This is a genomic window from Anoxynatronum buryatiense (genome assembly GCF_900182905.1).
In the GTDB taxonomy this organism is placed as follows: domain Bacteria; phylum Bacillota; class Clostridia; order Peptostreptococcales; family Tindalliaceae; genus Anoxynatronum; species Anoxynatronum buryatiense.
Genome location: NZ_FXUF01000002.1, coordinates 273,278 through 291,728, shown reverse-complemented (window position 1 = coordinate 291,728; position 18,451 = coordinate 273,278). Strand labels below are relative to the sequence as shown.

The 18,451-nt window shown below is 47.9% G+C and carries 13 protein-coding genes; 2 read left to right on the top strand and 11 right to left on the bottom strand.

All coding sequences use genetic code 11. From position 1 onward, the window contains the following. Positions 1 to 29 precede the first annotated feature (29 nt). From QOL74_RS04045 to QOL74_RS04005, 9 genes are all read right to left on the bottom strand, one after another. Entirely contained in the window at positions 30 to 869 is an 840-nt protein-coding gene (locus tag QOL74_RS04045) for a formate dehydrogenase accessory protein FdhE domain-containing protein (protein ID WP_283408158.1), read from the bottom strand. A 339-nt stretch (positions 870 to 1,208) separates the two neighbouring features. Beyond that, positions 1,209 to 2,138, bottom strand: a complete 930-nt coding sequence (locus tag QOL74_RS04040) for a DUF6544 family protein (protein ID WP_283408157.1) — start codon at positions 2,136 to 2,138, stop codon at positions 1,209 to 1,211. Positions 2,139 to 2,215: 77 nt separating this feature from the next. Continuing rightward, on the bottom strand, positions 2,216 to 2,470 hold the full coding sequence (locus QOL74_RS04035; RefSeq protein ID WP_283408156.1) for a hypothetical protein: 255 nt from the start codon (positions 2,468 to 2,470) through the stop codon (positions 2,216 to 2,218). A 48-nt stretch (positions 2,471 to 2,518) separates the two neighbouring features. After that, complete coding sequence (locus QOL74_RS04030) at positions 2,519 to 3,583, bottom strand: threonine aldolase family protein (protein WP_283408155.1); 1,065 nt, start codon at positions 3,581 to 3,583, stop codon at positions 2,519 to 2,521. Between the two features lie 40 nt (positions 3,584 to 3,623). Further along, on the bottom strand, positions 3,624 to 7,226 hold the full coding sequence (gene addA, locus QOL74_RS04025; RefSeq protein ID WP_283408154.1) for a helicase-exonuclease AddAB subunit AddA: 3,603 nt from the start codon (positions 7,224 to 7,226) through the stop codon (positions 3,624 to 3,626). Continuing rightward, positions 7,207 to 10,617 carry a helicase-exonuclease AddAB subunit AddB gene (gene addB, locus QOL74_RS04020; RefSeq protein WP_283408153.1) on the bottom strand — a complete coding sequence of 1,137 codons (3,411 nt, stop codon included), beginning with the start codon at positions 10,615 to 10,617 and terminating at the stop codon, positions 7,207 to 7,209. The genes addA and addB overlap by 20 nt, the downstream gene beginning before the upstream one ends. A 305-nt stretch (positions 10,618 to 10,922) precedes the next feature. Then, the gene (locus QOL74_RS04015; RefSeq protein WP_283408152.1) at positions 10,923 to 13,022 is read right to left on the bottom strand and encodes a TRAP transporter permease; all 2,100 of its coding nucleotides are present in this window, start codon (positions 13,020 to 13,022) and stop codon (positions 10,923 to 10,925) included. Continuing rightward, positions 12,989 to 13,525, bottom strand: a complete 537-nt coding sequence (locus tag QOL74_RS04010; protein WP_283408151.1) for a DUF1850 domain-containing protein — start codon at positions 13,523 to 13,525, stop codon at positions 12,989 to 12,991. The genes QOL74_RS04015 and QOL74_RS04010 overlap by 34 nt, the downstream gene beginning before the upstream one ends. Positions 13,526 to 13,615: 90 nt before the next feature. Further along, the gene (locus tag QOL74_RS04005) at positions 13,616 to 14,674 is read right to left on the bottom strand and encodes a TAXI family TRAP transporter solute-binding subunit (protein WP_283408150.1); all 1,059 of its coding nucleotides are present in this window, start codon (positions 14,672 to 14,674) and stop codon (positions 13,616 to 13,618) included. Between the two features lie 392 nt (positions 14,675 to 15,066). Here QOL74_RS04005 and QOL74_RS04000 point away from each other — a divergent pair, with 392 nt between their 5' ends. Both QOL74_RS04000 and QOL74_RS03995 read left to right on the top strand, forming a co-directional pair. Beyond that, positions 15,067 to 16,020: a DUF4392 domain-containing protein gene (locus tag QOL74_RS04000; protein WP_283408149.1), complete on the top strand. Its 954-nt coding sequence runs from the start codon at positions 15,067 to 15,069 to the stop codon at positions 16,018 to 16,020. Continuing rightward, a complete protein-coding gene (locus QOL74_RS03995) occupies positions 16,013 to 16,786 on the top strand; it encodes a LamB/YcsF family protein (RefSeq protein WP_283408148.1) in 774 nt (257 codons plus the stop codon). Before QOL74_RS04000 ends, QOL74_RS03995 begins: the two co-directional genes overlap by 8 nt. A 26-nt stretch (positions 16,787 to 16,812) precedes the next feature. On the opposite strand, the gene QOL74_RS03990 is transcribed toward QOL74_RS03995, so the two are convergent. Together QOL74_RS03990 and QOL74_RS03985 are read right to left on the bottom strand one after the other, a co-directional pair. Beyond that, the gene (locus QOL74_RS03990) at positions 16,813 to 17,466 is read right to left on the bottom strand and encodes a DUF47 domain-containing protein (protein ID WP_283408147.1); all 654 of its coding nucleotides are present in this window, start codon (positions 17,464 to 17,466) and stop codon (positions 16,813 to 16,815) included. Next, the gene (locus QOL74_RS03985) at positions 17,463 to 18,425 is read right to left on the bottom strand and encodes a 3'-5' exoribonuclease YhaM family protein (RefSeq protein ID WP_283408146.1); all 963 of its coding nucleotides are present in this window, start codon (positions 18,423 to 18,425) and stop codon (positions 17,463 to 17,465) included. The genes QOL74_RS03990 and QOL74_RS03985 overlap by 4 nt, the downstream gene beginning before the upstream one ends. Positions 18,426 to 18,451 lie beyond the last annotated feature (26 nt).

The following is an 18,451-nucleotide window of genomic DNA, read 5'->3' as shown; positions in this document are numbered from 1 at the left end:
CCTCCTGTTTGTTCTTCGCCTGTGTTGTTTCACTCCATTACCATCCATTGATGCCATTCCATTTCAGACCCTGGGTGATAGCCTTCGGCAGCTGCCAGATCGTCACATATAAGTGTGGCCAGATGCATCACCCATAAACACGGATCTTTAAGTGCCAGTGATCTGGTGTCAAAAACCTTTAAATATGCCTGGCAACTGTGACAGAAATGTATTCGACATACCTCCATTTTCTCCACCGTGAAATACCCCAGTTTCTCCGGGTGATGTTCTCCACAATAAGGGCACTCAAGTCTGGTAAAAGGCCAGTGTTCACCGCACAACCAGCATTCCATCTGCCGGTACCCTTCTGTTTCCACCAGGGCTGCGAAGTGGGGCGGCAACCCACAAACCGGGCAAACGCCTGACTGCGTCGCACCGGCAGGCGTTTCAGGTTTAGCAGCAGGGATCGATCGATAAAGATGTGCCAGGGAAAGGGAGACGATGAGTGTGACAAAATCAGGCTGTATCGGTTTGCAAAGATGCATGGCCTGTTGTTGCAGTTGTTGCAACCATTGCGGAATCCGGGTTTCTACTCCGGGATCTTCCAGATGCCATTGATCCATTGCTTCGGCAAACTCGTCAAGTGCCAATGCTGTCGCCTCATTCTGAGAAAATACGGGCAAAATGACCCTCTTGAAGTAATCAGGAAACTGTCTGGCAATGACCGGTGTTTTTAAATGATCTTCTTGCAGCAGTGATTCACTTTGGTCCCATTGACGGGCCTGACAGTGAAGTTCTTTTAATCGTTCACCGACAGGTTTAAAATCAACGTATCTTCGCCGACAATCATCCCAAGTTTCCTGAAAAGCTGTTGTCCATAATGGATGCATTCGCCCCCTCCTTATCTTATAGGTGCTGCTTTCGTCATCATACTGAAAGCCGCCAAATTGTTTGTTAAATATCTAACCATTTCGCATAAGTTCGAGTCAACTTCACGATTTTCGATAATGTCTGACTTTACTTTATTTTACAAATATTGTCCCGGTTCGTCAAGGCTATTTGTCTTTCACCTTCGGGGTATTTGTCCTCAGTTCTTATCAGTGATCTGATATGTACATGAAATGGCTGATTTTGACACCAGCCATCTTCCAAATTAAAAGCCCTTTAGGTGAACCTGACGCGGTTCACCTAAAGGGCTTTTGACTGGTACGACTCTAAACATTGTGGTTTTAACGTTTTATCCGCTGTTTTCCCCGTTTTTTACTCTGAAGTCTGTCTTTTTCATATTGGTGAGGCTTAACCTGCTGAAACATTTCATCCACAGGAACATCCCGTCTGATGCCATCCACCCGGTAATGACACCAAGGCTTCCGCTGATTTCCCCACCGAACGGTATACTCGGGAATCCAGTTGGTTTCATGCTGGTGCCATTTTTTCACATGAAGAAACCAGGAGATTCTTTCCGTTGCCAGTTGTCCCTGATATCGTTGGGCTTTAATGGTTTCAATTCTTCCTGTTTTGGCATGAAACCTCAGATGAAGGAAACAGGCATCACATGACTCTTTTTCCGAGAAAGGCGGCAGTTCCAGAAGTACCGACCCTGTCTCAGCCTCTTTCCACTTCAGGCGATCATCATCCAGGTCCACCAGGCCCAGCACCAAGCTCTCTGCCCAAAAGCTGATCCACTGACTTTCAGTCACTTTCTTTCCACTTTCATTCATTGGGATCACTCCGTTAGCCTGTAATGCACCAATGCTGTCAAGAAAAAAATCAATGCCTTTGATGATGGTTTTTCCGTGCCAGAAAAAAGTCAAGTGTCTGAGAAAGGCATTTCCCGATTGACACCAGGTTTCATATCGAAGCGGCATCCATAACCCGGAAATCCGGTAGCGGGCTATACCCCATACCACTGCTGTTGTTGTTGAGGGTTGCCCTTCAGGAAAAACCGATACCAAGTGGTCCCGAACCGGTACAGGCAAGTGGGCACGCTTCATGCCAATGGACTCTTCTCTGATATTTGCGCTTTGTTCGGCATTGATTACATCAGGCAAGTCGGGGGCAAGGGATTTGACTGGTCGCTTTAACCCTGACCAGAAAATCACCAGCAAAAATATGATGAACCCTACAAATGTATATCCAACGATGGTGAGGCTGTTCATGCTGTCTGATCAATCCTTTACGTTTATTAACCTGTTATGGTTGGTTTGTCAATCAGATTGTCACAGGTGGATCATTCTTATGAAAGACCTTGATGAAAGTCATAGTAGGAGCGTAATGCCCGGAAAAAATCCTCTGTTTTCTCTTCGGAACCAATGATTTCCAGCAATGTATCCCGAAAAGCCAGCAGTTCTGCTTCGTTTTTGGTTAAATGGTCAAGGCTAATGTTCAGTGTGGTTTCCACCCAACTGATTCGGGCGATGACTTCTCTGATTTCATGTTCAGTACAGATTCCCTGCTGACGCAGATATTGTTCAAATCCTTCGAAATTCATAGGAATGCCTCCTTTCGACTGTACTGGGTAACACCTGAACTTTTCGGGTTAATTTACTTTTACCCCTTCTATTGTTGATTTACCCGCTTCTTCAACCAATGCAGTCAAAAAAGCATCCACTTCTTTTGCTGTCGTCTGAAAGGAGGTCATCAGACGCACTTCATTAATGGATTCATCCCAGACATAGAAATGAAACCGCTCCTGCATGGGAGCAATCAATTCCTTTGGAAAACAGGCAAAAATAGCATTGCAGTGCACCGGCCGCGTCACCTTGATTTCATTGATATGGCACAGCCCTTCATACAAGCGGCGCGTCATTGCATTGGCATGGCGGGCATTTTCAAGCCACAAATTATCCGTCAGCATGGCGATAAACTGAGCAGCCATAAAACGCATTTTCGAGTGCAGCTGCATGCCCTGTTTGCGCACATAGGGAAATGCCCTGGCCGCCTCTTGATCCAGAAATACCACCGCTTCACCAAACATCATTCCATTTTTTGCCGCTCCGAAGGAGACGAGGTCAACGCCACACGCAGTGGTGAAGTGTTCCAGCGGCAAGTTGAGTGCAGCTGATGCGTTGGCGATTCTGGCACCATCCATGTGAAGTTTCATTCCGCTGCTATGGGCAAAATCAGCTAACTGCCGAATTTCATCAGGAGTATAGAGTACTCCATATTCAGTGGGCTGTGTAATGGAGATCAGCCCGGGCTGTGAGCGGTGCTCGTCTCCAATTCCTACCAGGCAAGGCTCAATCGCTTCTGGTGTTATTTTACCGTCATCAGAGGGCAGTGCCACCACTTTGCATCCGGCATAATGCTCCAAGGAACCGCATTCGTCCACATGAATGTGGGCAGCAGCAGCACAATAAACAGTTTGATACGAGCGAATCAGGTGAGAAATGCCGGTGACATTGGCACCAGTCCCGTTGTATACCAGAAAAACAGAAGCTTCTCCTCCGAATAGGCGGTTAATTTTTGCCACTGCTTCTCCGGTATAAACGTCATCGCCATAGGAGTGTACATACCCCTCATTGGCCGCCGCCATGGCCGCCATGACTGTCGGATGTACACCCGCACAATTGTCGCTGGCAAAGCTGAATGCATCTGATTTCATATCATCACTTCTTTCCGTCAAATTTTTTCTTCATCTTCATTCATAAAACCGATTCGTTTTGATGGGGGATTTGTATGACTTGCTCCAAGTACAAATGATAGAGCAGCGTTTCTTTCACTTTTTTTCCCGAGAGAGTGGTCAATGCCTGCCGATACAGGGCCAGTTGGGGTTGATATCCTGCCGCCCAGCGGGCTAGCTTCTCTAGAACGACGTGATCAGTCTTATAGTCAACCAGCACCCATTGGCCTTCTTCTTCGAAGCAGCAGTCAATGATCCCCTGAATCAGCACACCTTCCTTGTCTGGTGAACGAAGCACGAAGGGAAGTTCGCGGAAAATCTTCGTCGCCTTCAACATCCGTCTGCCGAGTTCACTTTCCAACAACCCTTTTATCACCTGCGGGTCTACCACAGCTGCTTCTTCCTGTGAAATCATCTCGGTTTTCACCATGGTATCAATCTGATGCTGAATATCTTCCAGCCGCTGGGCTGCCTTAAAGTTCATATGCTGCAAGACGTAGTGAACTGCCGTTCCCCGATCTGCCGCTGACAACTGCTGATGACTCTCCATAAATCTGGGAAGGGGCATTAGCGGCACTGCCTGAGGCCTTTCCATTTCCACGAGGTCTGGTCGTTTGATACTTTCAGTAACGCTGATTTTTCCCGGTGTCTGGCTATCGGTCTCAAAAGGATACTGCCAGGTAAACCGGGTTTCAAAAATGTGCCGGTGAGTATCATTCATGACTGGCGACTCTGCCAGCAGTTCTTTTTTAAACTGCTGTTGCTGTGCATCCCTTTCCAGGTGAACCTGAAGCAAGTCTGAACGATTCCAGCAATAAAATGACCAATTTGCATCACTTGGAATCATTGCCTTATTTGCAGGTATTTCTGCCAGTTCATGCAGGACAACCGCCTCCGGCAGCCTGACCCATACCGGCCCCAGCCAGTCCAGAAGCTGCTGTGCCTTCATCAGTTTCCCCTGGCTAAAAGGTCCTGCCCAACGGGTAATGGCCGCTGGTAGATCAGATATGGTACCTGTCATGATCAGTTGATGTTGCGCCCGGGTCATGGCAACGTACAGAACCCGCATTTCCTCCGACAAACTCTCCATCCGGCTTTTTTCCAGAATGGCAATCCGGGCAAGGGTATTTCGCTTAATACGAAGATCTGGATTCACATAGAGAGGCCCGATGCCCAGGGAGCGGTGCATCAGCAGCGGTGATTGTAAATCTCTGCGGTTAAACCGTTTCCCCAGGCCTGCCAAAATGACCACTGGAAACTCCAATCCTTTACTTTTGTGAATGGACATCATTCGCACAACATCGTCATTTTCTGTCAATGTTCTGGCGGGTCCAATATCATTACGCTGGCGAAAAACAAGTTTTTCCACATAGGTTAAAAACCCGTACAGGCTGCTTTCATTCGCTGCTGCATATTCTTCTGCACGTTTGAGAAGAATACGCACATTGGCCTGCCGTTGCTGGCCGCCAGGCATTGCCGCACAAAGAGCGTCAAATCCCGCCTGAGAAAACAACCACCAGAGAAAATCTGTCAGTGTCAGTTGCCGCAGTCGGTTTCGCCATGACTGCAACTGGTTCAAAAATCCGCGCACTTTTTCACCCAGTGGCGTTTCAGCTTCTCCTGCGGCCTCGAAGCATTCATAAAAACCAGTATGCCGGCTGCTCAGACGAATGGTGGTCAATTCTTCCGTTGAAAAGTGTCCGAAAGGTGAACGCAGCACGCTGAGTAGCGGCATATCCTGCCGGCGATTATCAATGATTCGCAGCAGGTTCAAAAAAAGCTGAATTTCAAGAGAGTCGAAAAAGCCGGTGCCCAGATCGGCATAGACGGGAATGCCTTCCCGGGAAAACACTTCCATAAAATGGGGTGCCTGGTTCCCGGGAGCTCTGAGTAAGATGGTGATGTCCCGGTATCTCACATGACGTGGATGATCCTCTTTGGGATCTTCAATCGTCTCCTTCATCAGCTGTCGGATTTGCCGCACCAGCAGATGCGCTTCCGCCTCCTGATCTGTCCATTCCTCCAGCAGCTCCTGCACCTCATCTTCATGGGTGGCTGCACCGGCTTCATCAATATGTGTGTCCATTGCGTTTTTTCTTTCCAGCAGATGTACCTGCACCGGAAGTTGTTTCATGTTGATGAGGTCCTGATTGCCAGGTTCCAGAGAGGCGGCATCATCATAAGTAATTTCTCCAAGTGTTTCCGACATGATGTGGCGAAACACAGTGTTCACAGCCTGAAGAATGGCCGGACGGCTGCGGAAGTTGCGTTTCAGATCAATGCGTTGGTTGAGACTGCCAGATTCCGGTGTAAACTGACGATATTTATCCATAAATAATTCCGGCTCAGCCAAACGGAAACGGTAAATGCTTTGTTTCACATCCCCCACCATAAACAAGTTGTCCGGCTCTTTAATCTGCGCTATGAGGGCTTCCTGAACCCGGTTGCTGTCTTGATACTCATCGATGAATATGGCTTTGAAGTGGTTGCGGTAGAATGAACTGGCAGCGTCTATCTCCAAAATATCCAGGGCGCGATGCTCCAGATCGTTGAAGTCAAGCACCTGGCGTTCTTCTTTTTTATGTCGATAGCCTTCATCAAAGCGACTGACAAGACGTGTCAAAAATGCCATGGCTTCCGCCACCTGCTGATGATCCTGAGAAAAGTCTTCCAGGGAGCGAAAATACCACTTTTCCTGAAGATCCTTCACTTCTTTTTTGACTTGATCCCGCAGGGATTTGGCCGCCTCTTTCAGGGCATCATCTCCATCCCGGCAGGGTGGAAGCCGCTGAAATTCCAAGCTGTGGATCTCCTGAAAGAGAGTTTTCTGCTGATGATTTCCATCCTCAATCAGACGTCTGATATCTGCCAGTTCCGGCAGCAATCGCTTTAAATAGGGCTCGGGCCCATCTGGACGGTTGGCAATGGCAATCGCCTCTTCCAGAAGCGATGCAGCCTCATTGAGTTTCACCATTGTTTGAGTTGTCAGCTGGGTTACCCAGGCAGAATCTGCCAGTTCCTGAGGAGAAAGCCGAAAGGCCGCCGCCTGATCCTGCAGCCATTCGTCCGGTTTGGGCTGGCTCCGGGAAAAGGCATGTAAACTCAGGATCATGGTTTCCAGTGCCTGGTCGTTCCGGTTATGACAGTACATTTCCACCAGTTTTAAAAAATGGGGATCTGCTTCCTCATAGGTTGTTTCCAGCAGTTCATCCAATGCTTCCTGTTGCAATAGATTTGTTTCAGACTGATCAGCCGTTCTAAATGCCGGTTCAAGATCAATCAGGTAATAATGTTGCTGGATTACCCGAATGCAAAAGGCATGAAAAGTCATGATGAAAGCCTGATTTACAAGAGCCAGCTGCCTGCGGATAAAAGCTTCTTTCTGTGGGTGGGTATCCAGACTTTTCATGAGAGCCATTGCCGCCCGTTCCCGCATTTCTGCCGCTGCCGCCCGGGTGAAAGTGACCACCAGTAACCGGTCGATATCCACACCATCATCCAAAACCAGTTGGATGATCCGCTGAATTAAAACAGCAGTCTTTCCTGATCCGGCCGCCGCTGAAACCAACAGGTTGGAACCGCGGGTTTCAATGGCCGCCTTCTGTTCAATGGTCCAACGGTTCATGGGATTCCTCCTTTTCCGGCATCAGGCACTCCCTCATTTTCTGCAGGGCCTCACTGTCTTTCATTGCCGTAAGTTTGCGGGGCTGGTTATCCTCAAATTGCTCATCATATTGACAAATGCTCTGATATTCACAGTAATGGCAGGCTTTCCAGTTCTTTAAACGGGCGGGAGATGCCTGAATCTCTCCTTGAAGAATGGCCGTGGCCGTTTCGCCAATCTGTCGGCATACATACCGTTGAAGCATCCCTAAGTCGTCTTCGGAAATGGTGCTGCTGCTTTTTTTCAACTCACCCGCTTTTGTGATACCCGCTGGAATTAACATGGAATCCTGTTCCATGCTGTGATCCATTTCCCGAATTATTTCCAGATTCTCAAGAACCAGCCCGTTCATTTTCAATTGCTTGCGTATTTCTTCCCGGGCAGCCGCCTCGTCATCAGTATTCATATTGACCAGCGGATCATCCAGGTAAAAGTAGAACATTCCCGCCGGTTTTGACGGTTCATTTTCTGTTCCTTCGTGCTGTTTCAACGCTGCCATCAGATATACCAGCAACTGCAGTTGCAGTCCATACATCAGTTCCGTCAGTGAAAATGTCTGTTTCCCTGATTTGTAGTCGATGACCCGATAATAGGTGGCTTCCTCTGTCACAAGGTGATCAAGCCTGTCAATACGTCCCTCCAGAGAGATTCGGGTGCCATCTCCCGTTGAAATTTGAAAGGATGTCAGGACATCGTCTCCTTCGCTGCCTCCAAAACGAATTTCATAGGCAAAGGGTTGAAAACCTGTTTGGCGCAGATGGTGGAGCATGGTGTCAACCGCCCGTCGACTCACCCGTTTCAAACGGTGTCCCTGGTATTGTAACCGGGCACTGCTGTTGAAAACACCGTACTGAAAATCATCCACCAGCTGATCTGCCATGGTTTCTGTCAATTGTCTGATGGTATTTTCTTCCAGTGAACGGGGATCAAGACCGGCTTTTTGCAAATGTCTACCGAAGGTGTCCATCATTTCGTGGAGCAGTGTTCCCATATCTGGTGCCAGAATTTCCCGCTGTTTTCTGGGGGATGGCTTTAATCCATATCTGACAAAGTGAGCAAAGGGACATCGATTAAACAGTTCCAGGCGACTGACTGTGCCTCGGTATTCATTTCCAAAAAGTGCCTGGGCCTGTTTTTGCTTAAGGGCCGGTGGCTGGTTTCGGTAAAAGAGCGCTTCTGCCAGTTTATCTGCTGCTTCTTGCCAGTCAGGGTGTTGGCGAAACCAGTAGAACAAATCTTTCCAGAAAGATGGCACCACTTTTTCATCTGCCAGCTCCCGCATTCTTCCTGCCAGTGCCAGATAGCTGTACCGACTGCTCCATAAACGACCCAAATCAGACGCTGCCGTCGTCGTCAGATTGCTGTTTAACGGAACCTTTGGAAACATTTTTCGCAACCGATCCACAAGGATAGAGGGTCTTTTTGCTTCGCCTTCAATTCCTGCCAGGCTATAGCTGACCCATAGCAAGTCCCTTGGCCGGGCCAGAGCCAAATGGATGGTCAGCATCTCGTGCGCCTGCCGCACTTCACTTTCAACTCCCAGGGGGCATCCTTGCTGCTGCAACACCGCTTTCTCTGTTTCCAGAAGTACGCCGGTGTTTCCGGGTACCGCCGGTAAAACGCCATCATTGACGCCCATCAGAAACAGTGCGCGTATACCCGTCTGCCGGGAACGTTCTGGTGTTCCCACCATCACCTGATCATTTTTGGGAGGAATAAGCCCGATTTCAATATTTTCAAGACCTGACTGCCATAATTGCCTGTACTCACGCAAGGAAATCGTTGTATCACCCATGAGTTCCACCAGCTGATCCATCAATTGAATCAACCGATTCCAAAGCTGGGTGATGAGAGCTGCTGTTTCAGGATCTTGTCTTTCCTGCAATTCATCAGCTTCTGCTTCGATTTGCCGGGGTACCTCAAGGACCTTCAGCCACTGAAATACCCCTCTGGTCATTGTTTTGACGTCATTGCCGTTCTTTAACACACCTTCCAGTCTGATCAACGGTTCTATCACCTGCTGACGCAGTTGGTTCAGGCGATCTCCCCCTGGTTCTTCCTCCCATCGTTCCACCGGATGTTTCCACCTGCTGCCTCGAAGTCCCTGGGCCAGCGCTGCATTTTCCAGTGCTTCGAGATCGTTCTGAGACATGTCTGTATAACCGGTTTTCATGTATGTAAACATGCCTTGCAGAGTGTATCCTTTGGAAATCACATCCAGTGCTGCTGGAATCAGCCGAATGAGCGGATGCTCCAGTTGCTTGCGCCTTACATCCAGAAAAAAGGGGATTTCCTGAAGCTCAAAACCTCGCTTGATACTTCCCTGGCGATTGTCAAGATCGGCGCAGAGAACTGCTATTTCACGATACCGGTAGTTTTCCTCCTGCACCAGTTGACGTATACGGGCCGCCACTTCATCCACTTCAGAATCATCACTGGTGGCGGCAAAAAGATGCACCTGCCGGGTTTCATTCATCCAAGGCTTAACCGGCAGCTGTTGAAACGCATTTCGGACATGGGTAAGGGCAGTGGATTTTTCTGTTTTTTCCAGCAATTCATCCGCATCCATCACCCGTACCGGCATTTCCTGTTTTACCCGTTGAAGAAATTCATTGATCTGATACATCAGCGGTTCTCCACTTTGTCCAATCCATTCTGCATTGCCGTACACCGTTAGATAGACATTTTTGGCTCTTCTGGACAGTTGCTGTATCACCGTGAGCATTCGGGGAGTGAAACTGAAAAAACCATCAATCCAAAAATGAGAATTGCTGACAATTTCTGATGCTTCCATTTGATGTATCAGAGCTGCAAACTGGTCTTCTCTGTCAATATACTTCCCTATTAGAGCTTCTTCAAAATAATGGTAGACCATGGCCAAGTCATGAAGTTTGTCTGCCAGTAAGGGTTGATTCTCCACTTTTTTTGCGATGTCTGATAACATTTCAGGGGTGATTTCATATTGCTTGCATTCGGTCAGACTTTCCACCATTTTATCCACCAGACCCCGTTCCCGAACCAAGCCCCGATAAAGGGTCAGCCGGGGTTCCAGATCCATCAGACATTTTCGCAGCAGCATATGTTTGCCCAGATCATCAATCACCACCCGGGTACGCCCTCCGGTTTCCTGAAATACCCGGTAGGCCAGGCGGTTAAAACTGATCACTTCAGGATTCATCAGACCCTGACTCCCGGTGATTCCCATGTAGGCCCGCTCTGCCTGTACCGTAAATTGTTCGGGGACAATGATGCGATGCATCTCATCGTCATCATCATCAACCATCTGCCGAATCTGTTGATACATCCACTGTGCTTTTTCTTCCACCTGTTGTCCCACTAATAGGTGCAGCATGGGCATCTTCCTCCTGATTTGCTTCATGACAAACGGAAATGTTGCTTCACTCTATTTAATAGTATACCAGAGTGATGTCTTCGAAAACAGCAGTCAGTGCCACCTGCCCAAAATCGCTTCTCTTCACAGCGGCAGATACTGGCCAGAGCTGCATAATTTTTGTTTCAAAAGAAAATCACAATAGGTTCACACAGCATCCCTTCAATTTTTTCCACCGACTCTCTTCCAACGAAACAAGCCGTTCACTGGAGTGGTTTCTCTCCAGTGAACGGCCAAAGACGCCTCTTAATATTTAAAACTGCTTCTTAAACTGCCTCTGCCTTCATTTTTTTAACGCGTGCTTTCTGAAGCAAGTAAACTCCCGCGATGACCACAAGCCCGATAAGATCAGTATAGATACCGGGATTCATCAGTGTAATGGCAGCAATGAACATAATGGCAGTTTCATAGATTTTGTTTTTCGTCACAAAGTAATTCGCCACGGCACAGGCCAGACAAAAAGTGCCCATAATGGCCGGGATTATCACCGGCAGCGATTCGAAAAATCCATAAAAAATAACCGTGGAACCCTGCACTTCTTTCACCAAAATAAGATGAGAGTCTAAAGCAAAAAGGTAAGGAACAATGAAAGCCGCCAGTGCCAGCTTCACCGCCTGAAAACCGGTTTTCATGGCATTGGCACCTGCAATTCCCGCACCGGCATAAGCCGCGAGGGCAACTGGCGGTGTTATGTCAGCAATAACTCCAAAGTACAGCACAAAGAGATGGGCTGACAGCAGATTCACATCCAAACGAATCAGTGCAGGTACTGCCATGGTCGCCAATACAATATATTTAGCTGTTGTAGGCAGTCCCATTCCCAGTATGATGGACGCGATCATGGTGAAAAACAGGGTGGGAAGCAACATTCCCTGAGCCAGGGTCACAATCAGTTCCGCCACCCGAAGCCCCAGACCGGTAAGTGTCACCACGCCCACTATGATTCCGGCACAGGCGCAAGCACAGGCAACACTCACAGCACCTTTGGCTCCCTGCTCCAGGGCGTCCACAAAATCACGCCAGGTGAAATCTGCTTTTTTCTTTAAAATGAAGATGGTAATTAAACTCACCAGTGTGGCCAGTGCAACTGCTGTCATAATAGAATAAATGGCTGCAAAAAGAGGTGTGCGTCCACTGATCAGCAGGTAAACAATGACAAACAAGGGAATGAATAAATACCCCCGGGTAAGCAACAACTTTTTCATATTGGGAAGCCGGTCTTTGGGGATCCCTTCCAAACCAAGTTTTGATGCCTCCAAATGAACAATGGCGCCGACTGCGAAATAATAGAGCAACGCAGGAATGATCGCTGCGATGACAATATTCACATAGGCGATACCGGTAAATTCAGCCATGATAAAGGCAGCAGCCCCCATAACGGGTGGCATAATCTGACCACCTGTGGATGAAGCCGCTTCCACGGCACCGGCAAAATGTGGTTTATAGCCAACTTTTTTCATCAGGGGAATGGTAAAGGCCCCTGTCGTCACTGTATTGGCCACCGAACTCCCGGAGATTGAGCCCATAAAACCGCTGGCTACAACAGCTGACATGGCCGGCCCGCTTTTCAGGTGACCCGTCAGACCAAAAGCCATGTCGATGAAAAATTTCCCAACACCTGTTTTATCCAAGAAAGCACCAAAAAGAATGAACATAAAAACGAATGTAGCGGAAACACCAATGGGAATTCCAAGAATCCCTTCTGTGGTCATGTACATCTGACTGATGATTCGCCGCCAGCTATAACCTCTGTGAGCCAGCAAACCTGGCATCATGGGGCCAAATTTGGCATATAAAATAAAAATAATGGCAACGATGGGAAGCTCCGGTCCCACAACCCTCCGCGTAATTTCAAGCACCACCAGAATCGCCATGAATCCAAGCACGTAATCCTGGGTTTCCATGATCCCACCCCGAATGGCAATCGCCTGGAAATTAACAAAAAGATAGCCAAACACAATCACCGCCACCAAAGCCAACAGATAATCATAGTAAGGAATGCGGTTACCGTGTTTTGCCTTGCTTTTTTTGCTCATGGGGTAAAGCATGAAACCGATGACAAAGGCAAAAATGATATGTAGCGAACGCTGGCGCATGGACAAAAGGGTGCCAAAAAATGCGGTATACATATGGAATAGTGACATGGCCACAGCAAGTGCTGCAACGGCTTTCCCCACCATCCCTGTCAGTTTTCTCATGGCACCGGCTTCTTTGTCAAACTTTTCCATGGCTTCATTAACATCTACGGTTTCATCTTCAATAAAATCAGCGATTCCCGATGCCTCTTTTTCCGGAAATTGATCTTGCAGATTCCCGGTCTGTTCAACCTGATCTAGTTCATCCTGTTGCTTCCGTTCATCAGCCATTCGCTTCCCTCCCTGATCCGATATAACCACCATGGATCCCTTTTCATCGACAGTCTGACAGGCGTTCGTTCCAAAGAAATGGATAAAAAGGGAATTACCTGCTCTTCATATGTTAGTGTAACTGCTGCACCGGTTTCCTCTGGTGCTGTGCGATAAACAACAAAAGCAAAGGGTTCATTAATGTTGTAGATCCGAAACCCTTTGTCCGTCAATTCAAAATCATGATCTCCCTGCTCCGGATGCCCTGCTCCATAGGCCGTAAAACGAGTCTCTGTTAACAGCAACCGCAGGTCGGGCAATACCCGGTATTGCTCATAAACAGGAGTTTTCATCACCGAGTGAGTGTACTCCACCGTAAAGGATGCATTCGGTGACATGGAAATTCGCTTCAACGATTGATTCGTTTCATTATGGGCCATTTGCAGATAGTAAACAGGTGTATTGGCGAACCCGACTGCAACCAGCAGGATAAAAATAATGAATGCTTTCTTCTGTCTGATCATCGGTCACCTTTCTTCTGCTGATAAGGCGTATAAAGAAGAGGAAGGCATTGGAGTTTTTCCAATACCTTCACTCCTGACATATCTAACTGCTTAGTTGGCTCCCACCTCGTCATAGTATCGGGCCGCACCTGGATGCACCTCAATGGGCATGCCATACAGAGCGGTATCCAACGTGATATCATTGCCCCGGGCATGGGTATCAATAATCTCCTGACGATTCTCAAACATGGCACGGGTCATGTTGTAAACCAACCCTTCCGGCAGATCTGCCGGTACAACCAGCATCGCCTGCACAGCTGTGGTCACAATGTCACCATCATTTCCGGGATAAGTGCCCCCAGGAATGGAAACTTCCACGTAGAAGGGGTACTCAGAGGATAATTCGGCAATTTTGCCGGGATCGATGGGAACAATGACAATATCGGCAGTGGTTGCCACTTCGGTAATGGCCGCAGTGGGAATACCTGCTGTGACAAATGCTGCGTGGATCTGTTTGTTTTTCAGCTGATCTGCTGCCTCAGCAAAAGAAAGAAAATCTGCTTTGCCGAGATCATCATAACTTAATCCATGAATAGCCAGAATGTGCTTGGCATTAGCTTCAGTTCCAGACCCGGGTGCTCCAATTGCCACATCCTTGCCAGCCAAATCTTCAACCGACTCAATGCCCGCATCTGCCAGGGCAACAATCTGAATCAGTTCAGGATATATGACCGCCATGCCCCGAAGATTGTCAATGGGAGCCGGACGATCAGCAAACATTTCTGTACCTGTATAGGCATAGTAAGTGATGTCGTTCTGGATGAAGGCAATTTCCGATTCGCCCTGGCCAACCAAATCGACATTCGCTACTGATGCACCGGTGGATTCGGCATTAGCGGTAACTCCAGGAACATAACTGTTAAAGATACTGGCCAACGCCCCTCCCAGCGGGAAGTAAACGCCTCCTGTACCGCCTGTGGCGATGGAAACGAACATATCACTATAATCCTGCGTTAGTTCATCTGTCTCTGCTGGTTCTTCTGCGGGTGTTTCAGCCGGAGCTTCTGCAGGTTCCTCTGCAGGTGCCGGCGCCGGCGCCGGTGAACCGCAACCGGCCAGTAAGGCCAGCATCATCATTACAGCTAACATCAACGCTAATTTCTTTTTCATGTTTTCCCCTGACAACGGATTATCAGGGTTTACACCTCCCTTTGTTTTTCCAAATGGCATTGATTTCTTTTCTGATTGTTTATTACAATGCATTTTGGCCCTTTCCCAAACCACCTCCCCACCGTCACTTTTTTCAAACCTTTCATGATAGTCATGTGTATCGACCTTTAAATCCACCCTCATGCTTCCATTTCCTGTATTTAGGTGGCGCGGGTCCTCCGGAGGATTTTCTTTTTGAAATCAATGAATTTTGTTATAATAGGGTCATCCAGTAAATGACATTCATATTATATCATACCCGGACACAAAATCAAATCCGAGAAAGAAATGATTGTGAATATTCCATCATATGCCATCTGACAGATGATCATTTTTTCGAGAGGAGCCACCTTGTGCCACAGCAATTAAACACTCATGTACCTGTTCATCTGAAATCATCCTTTAACCATTTGTCTCAATTAATGCGACAGGATCCCGGAGACAGACGATTTGCACCCGCCGCCCCTGTTGATGATTTTTCCCAGGCGATAATCAGTCTGCTTTCTGCCAGAAAGATTTTGGTGTTAACCGGATTTTGCATTCTTGACGCCATGGCCGGTGAAACCGATGGCTTAACCGGTGCTTTAGTATTGGCCTCTACCCTTTCGTTGCTGAATAAGTCTGTTGATATTGTGACAGATAAGTACTCGGCAACCTTGCTGAAGGCTGGTCTTCAGGCCGGATTTCCTCAGATTGCTGCCAAAATAGTGTTTCATGTCATTCCCACCGAACAGTCTTCAGCAGATGAGGCTCTTAGAAGGCTTTTCGAATCTTTTTGTCCCGATCACGTAATCGCTATTGAACGACCCGGCAAAGCGTCTGATGGTCACAGTTATTCCATGAGAGGCGAATTGTTGAATCATGTCATTCCACAATTTGATTCCCTTTTTGAAACCTGTCGTCGACGGGCATGTCCCACCCTTGCCATCGGAGACGGCGGTAATGAACTGGGAATGGGACGCCTTAAAACCTATATACATCAACATGTTCTCCTGGGAGATAAAATCGCATGTATCACCCCAGCAGACTATCTTATTCCAACCGGGGTATCCAACTGGGCTGGTTATGGCCTGGCTGCAGCCCTTTCACTCATCACCGGCAACATGTTATGCCCTCCAGCTGAAACGGAGATTGCCATGCTGAAGGCCATGGTAGCCGTCGGCGCTGTTGACGGATGCACCAAGAAGCGGACTGTCACCGTTGACGGTCTTTCTCTCGAAAGTTATTTAACTCCCATTCGCCAGATGATCGATTTTGCAACACATTGTCTAGTTGAATTGCACGGAAAGGAGCTCTTCCATGATTGATTTGAATGCCGATTTAGGCGAGAGTTTTGGCACCTACACAATGGGAAATGATGCCTGCATGATGTCCCACATCACGTCTGCCAATATTGCCTGTGGATTTCATGCCGGCGACCCCATGGTGATGCAACGAACGGTTGAGCTGGCACTAAAGCATGATGTTGCCGTTGGTGCCCATCCTGGATATCCGGACCTGCAGGGCTTTGGCAGACGGCAGATGCGTTTATCATCCGAGGAGATCATGGCTATGCTTCTTTATCAGGCAGGTGCCTTGAAAGCTTTTCTCCAAGCCTGCGGCGGAAAATTGCAGCACCTTAAACCCCATGGCGCACTTTATAACGAAGCAGCAGTGGATGAACCTTTGGCAATGGCTGTTGCCAAAGCCACCAGCCTGCTGGGAACTGATGTGATTCTTGTCGGTCCCCCAGACTCCGCATTATCTAAGGCTGCTGAGCACTGTTCCATTCCCTATGCCCGGGAAGTATTTGCCGACAGAGCTTATGAGAGTAACGGTCGCCTGGTAGACCGCCGAAAAGAGGGAGCGCTCATCCACGATGTGGACCTGTGCATCCAACGCATGCTGACCATGATCAACGGGCAACCCATTGAATCCATTGACGGACATGCTTTGCACCTAAAAGGCGATACCATCTGCCTGCATGGTGACCATCCTCAGGCCATTGTCTTTGCTGGAGTATTGAAAAAAGCGATGCAGGAATCACAGATATCCCTCGCACCGCTTCATAAGCTGCTGAAAATTGACGGGTGAAATTGCAACCCTGATCAGCATTTCTTTTAGAGTTTCCTTTTTAGTTGAAAAACAGAGAGCTTCAGGGCAACATCTTCGGCAATATCTGAAATGGCTGCCACCTGCTGAATAAAATAACGCAGATGCATTTTGTGACTGAGTCGCACAATCTCCTCCGACTGAAACACCATGCGGGCAATGGCTTCTTCCCTTTTGTCGGCTTCGTTCTCGTAAAAATTGACTTTCGTCACGAAATCTTCCACCGTTCCTGTGTTCCCAAAAAAGTTTCGAACACCCATCAGCAGTTCGTCTGCTGCCTGACTGGAAAGCTCAGTCAATTCAAGAAAAGGCCGAATCGCAAAATCGGGAAACACCGGCCTTTCAATCGACAAATGCTCCAGAGTATGTTTCGCCGTGTCCACCAGATTATCCAGCGAGTCAGCCAGCTCAAGAATATCGCCACTGGCATCGGGAATGAGATTGTAGGCGTAGAGCTTATACTTCACCTGGCGCAGCCTGTCATCTGCTTCCTGTTCAAGGGCATTCAGTTCCCGCAACCGTTCTTCAAATGCTTTTTCATTACCGTCAAGATATTCCCGTACCCCCTGGCGATAGACAAGTCCACTTTTGACCACTGCTGTGAGATAAGCGTTCATCTCATCTTCCAGTTCGCGATTGCGGTTGGGAAACATTTTCTTCATGTGATCCCTCCTTTAAAGTAGTCCGTCCCCATGTTCCAGAGTTTGTCGGTAAATTGGTCGTCTCTGGCAGCCTGATCTTCAGTGAAAGACAAAATGCTTTCAATGTCTCCTGACAATTTATCTGCCTGATGAAGGATCTGAGCCTCCACTGTTTTAGGCAGTACCGGCGAGCCCCATTCATAAGCGCCATGGTGTCCAAGAATACCATTAAGAATGATCAATGCGTCTGTATCATCAAAATTTGGGATGGTATCCATCATATTCCTGGTGTGATGGGCTCCGATAAAAATATGTCCCAGCATGCGTCCTTCAACGGTCATGCTTTCTGATGGTACCGGTTCATATTCAATAATCTTAGCCCAGTCATGCAAAAATGTCATTGCCAAAAGCCGATCCACTTGACGCTGGGTCAGCTTTTTTGTGCCCGCCACCATTTTCACGTATTTCAACACTTCAAGTGTATGCTGTAAAATGCCGTACATGAAGTTATGATGAACCGTTTTGGCAGCTGGATAGGTGCAGTATTTTTCATAAAACGGCTCTTCAAACACCATCCTCTGAATCAGTTCGCGAATGTGTTCCGCTTCAATATATTCATAATAATCCCGCAACCAGCCCTGCATTTTTTCCGGGTTCCAGCGGCTGCTTCGCACCAGTTGATCCACCGTGATTTCTGTCTGAGTGGTTGATTCCCACTTTTTTAGTGTCAGTTGTAACTGTTCCCGATACTCACCCACCAATATGGCACAATCAACGATCATAGGCAGTTCCGGTTCGCTATTATGTGGCTGATAATCCCAAAAACGCAGGGTTGTTTTTTGTGTTTGATCCTGTACTTGAAAATCTGCATATGACTTTCCATTGCGTGCCGATTTGATTTCAATGGATGTCAGGAGCAAGGTGAGCTTCAGCTCCTGGTTTAAATGTTCCCGGGTAATCTGGTTGAGTTTAAGGGTCATGGTTCCTCCCACCTTTCTCTTCCCAA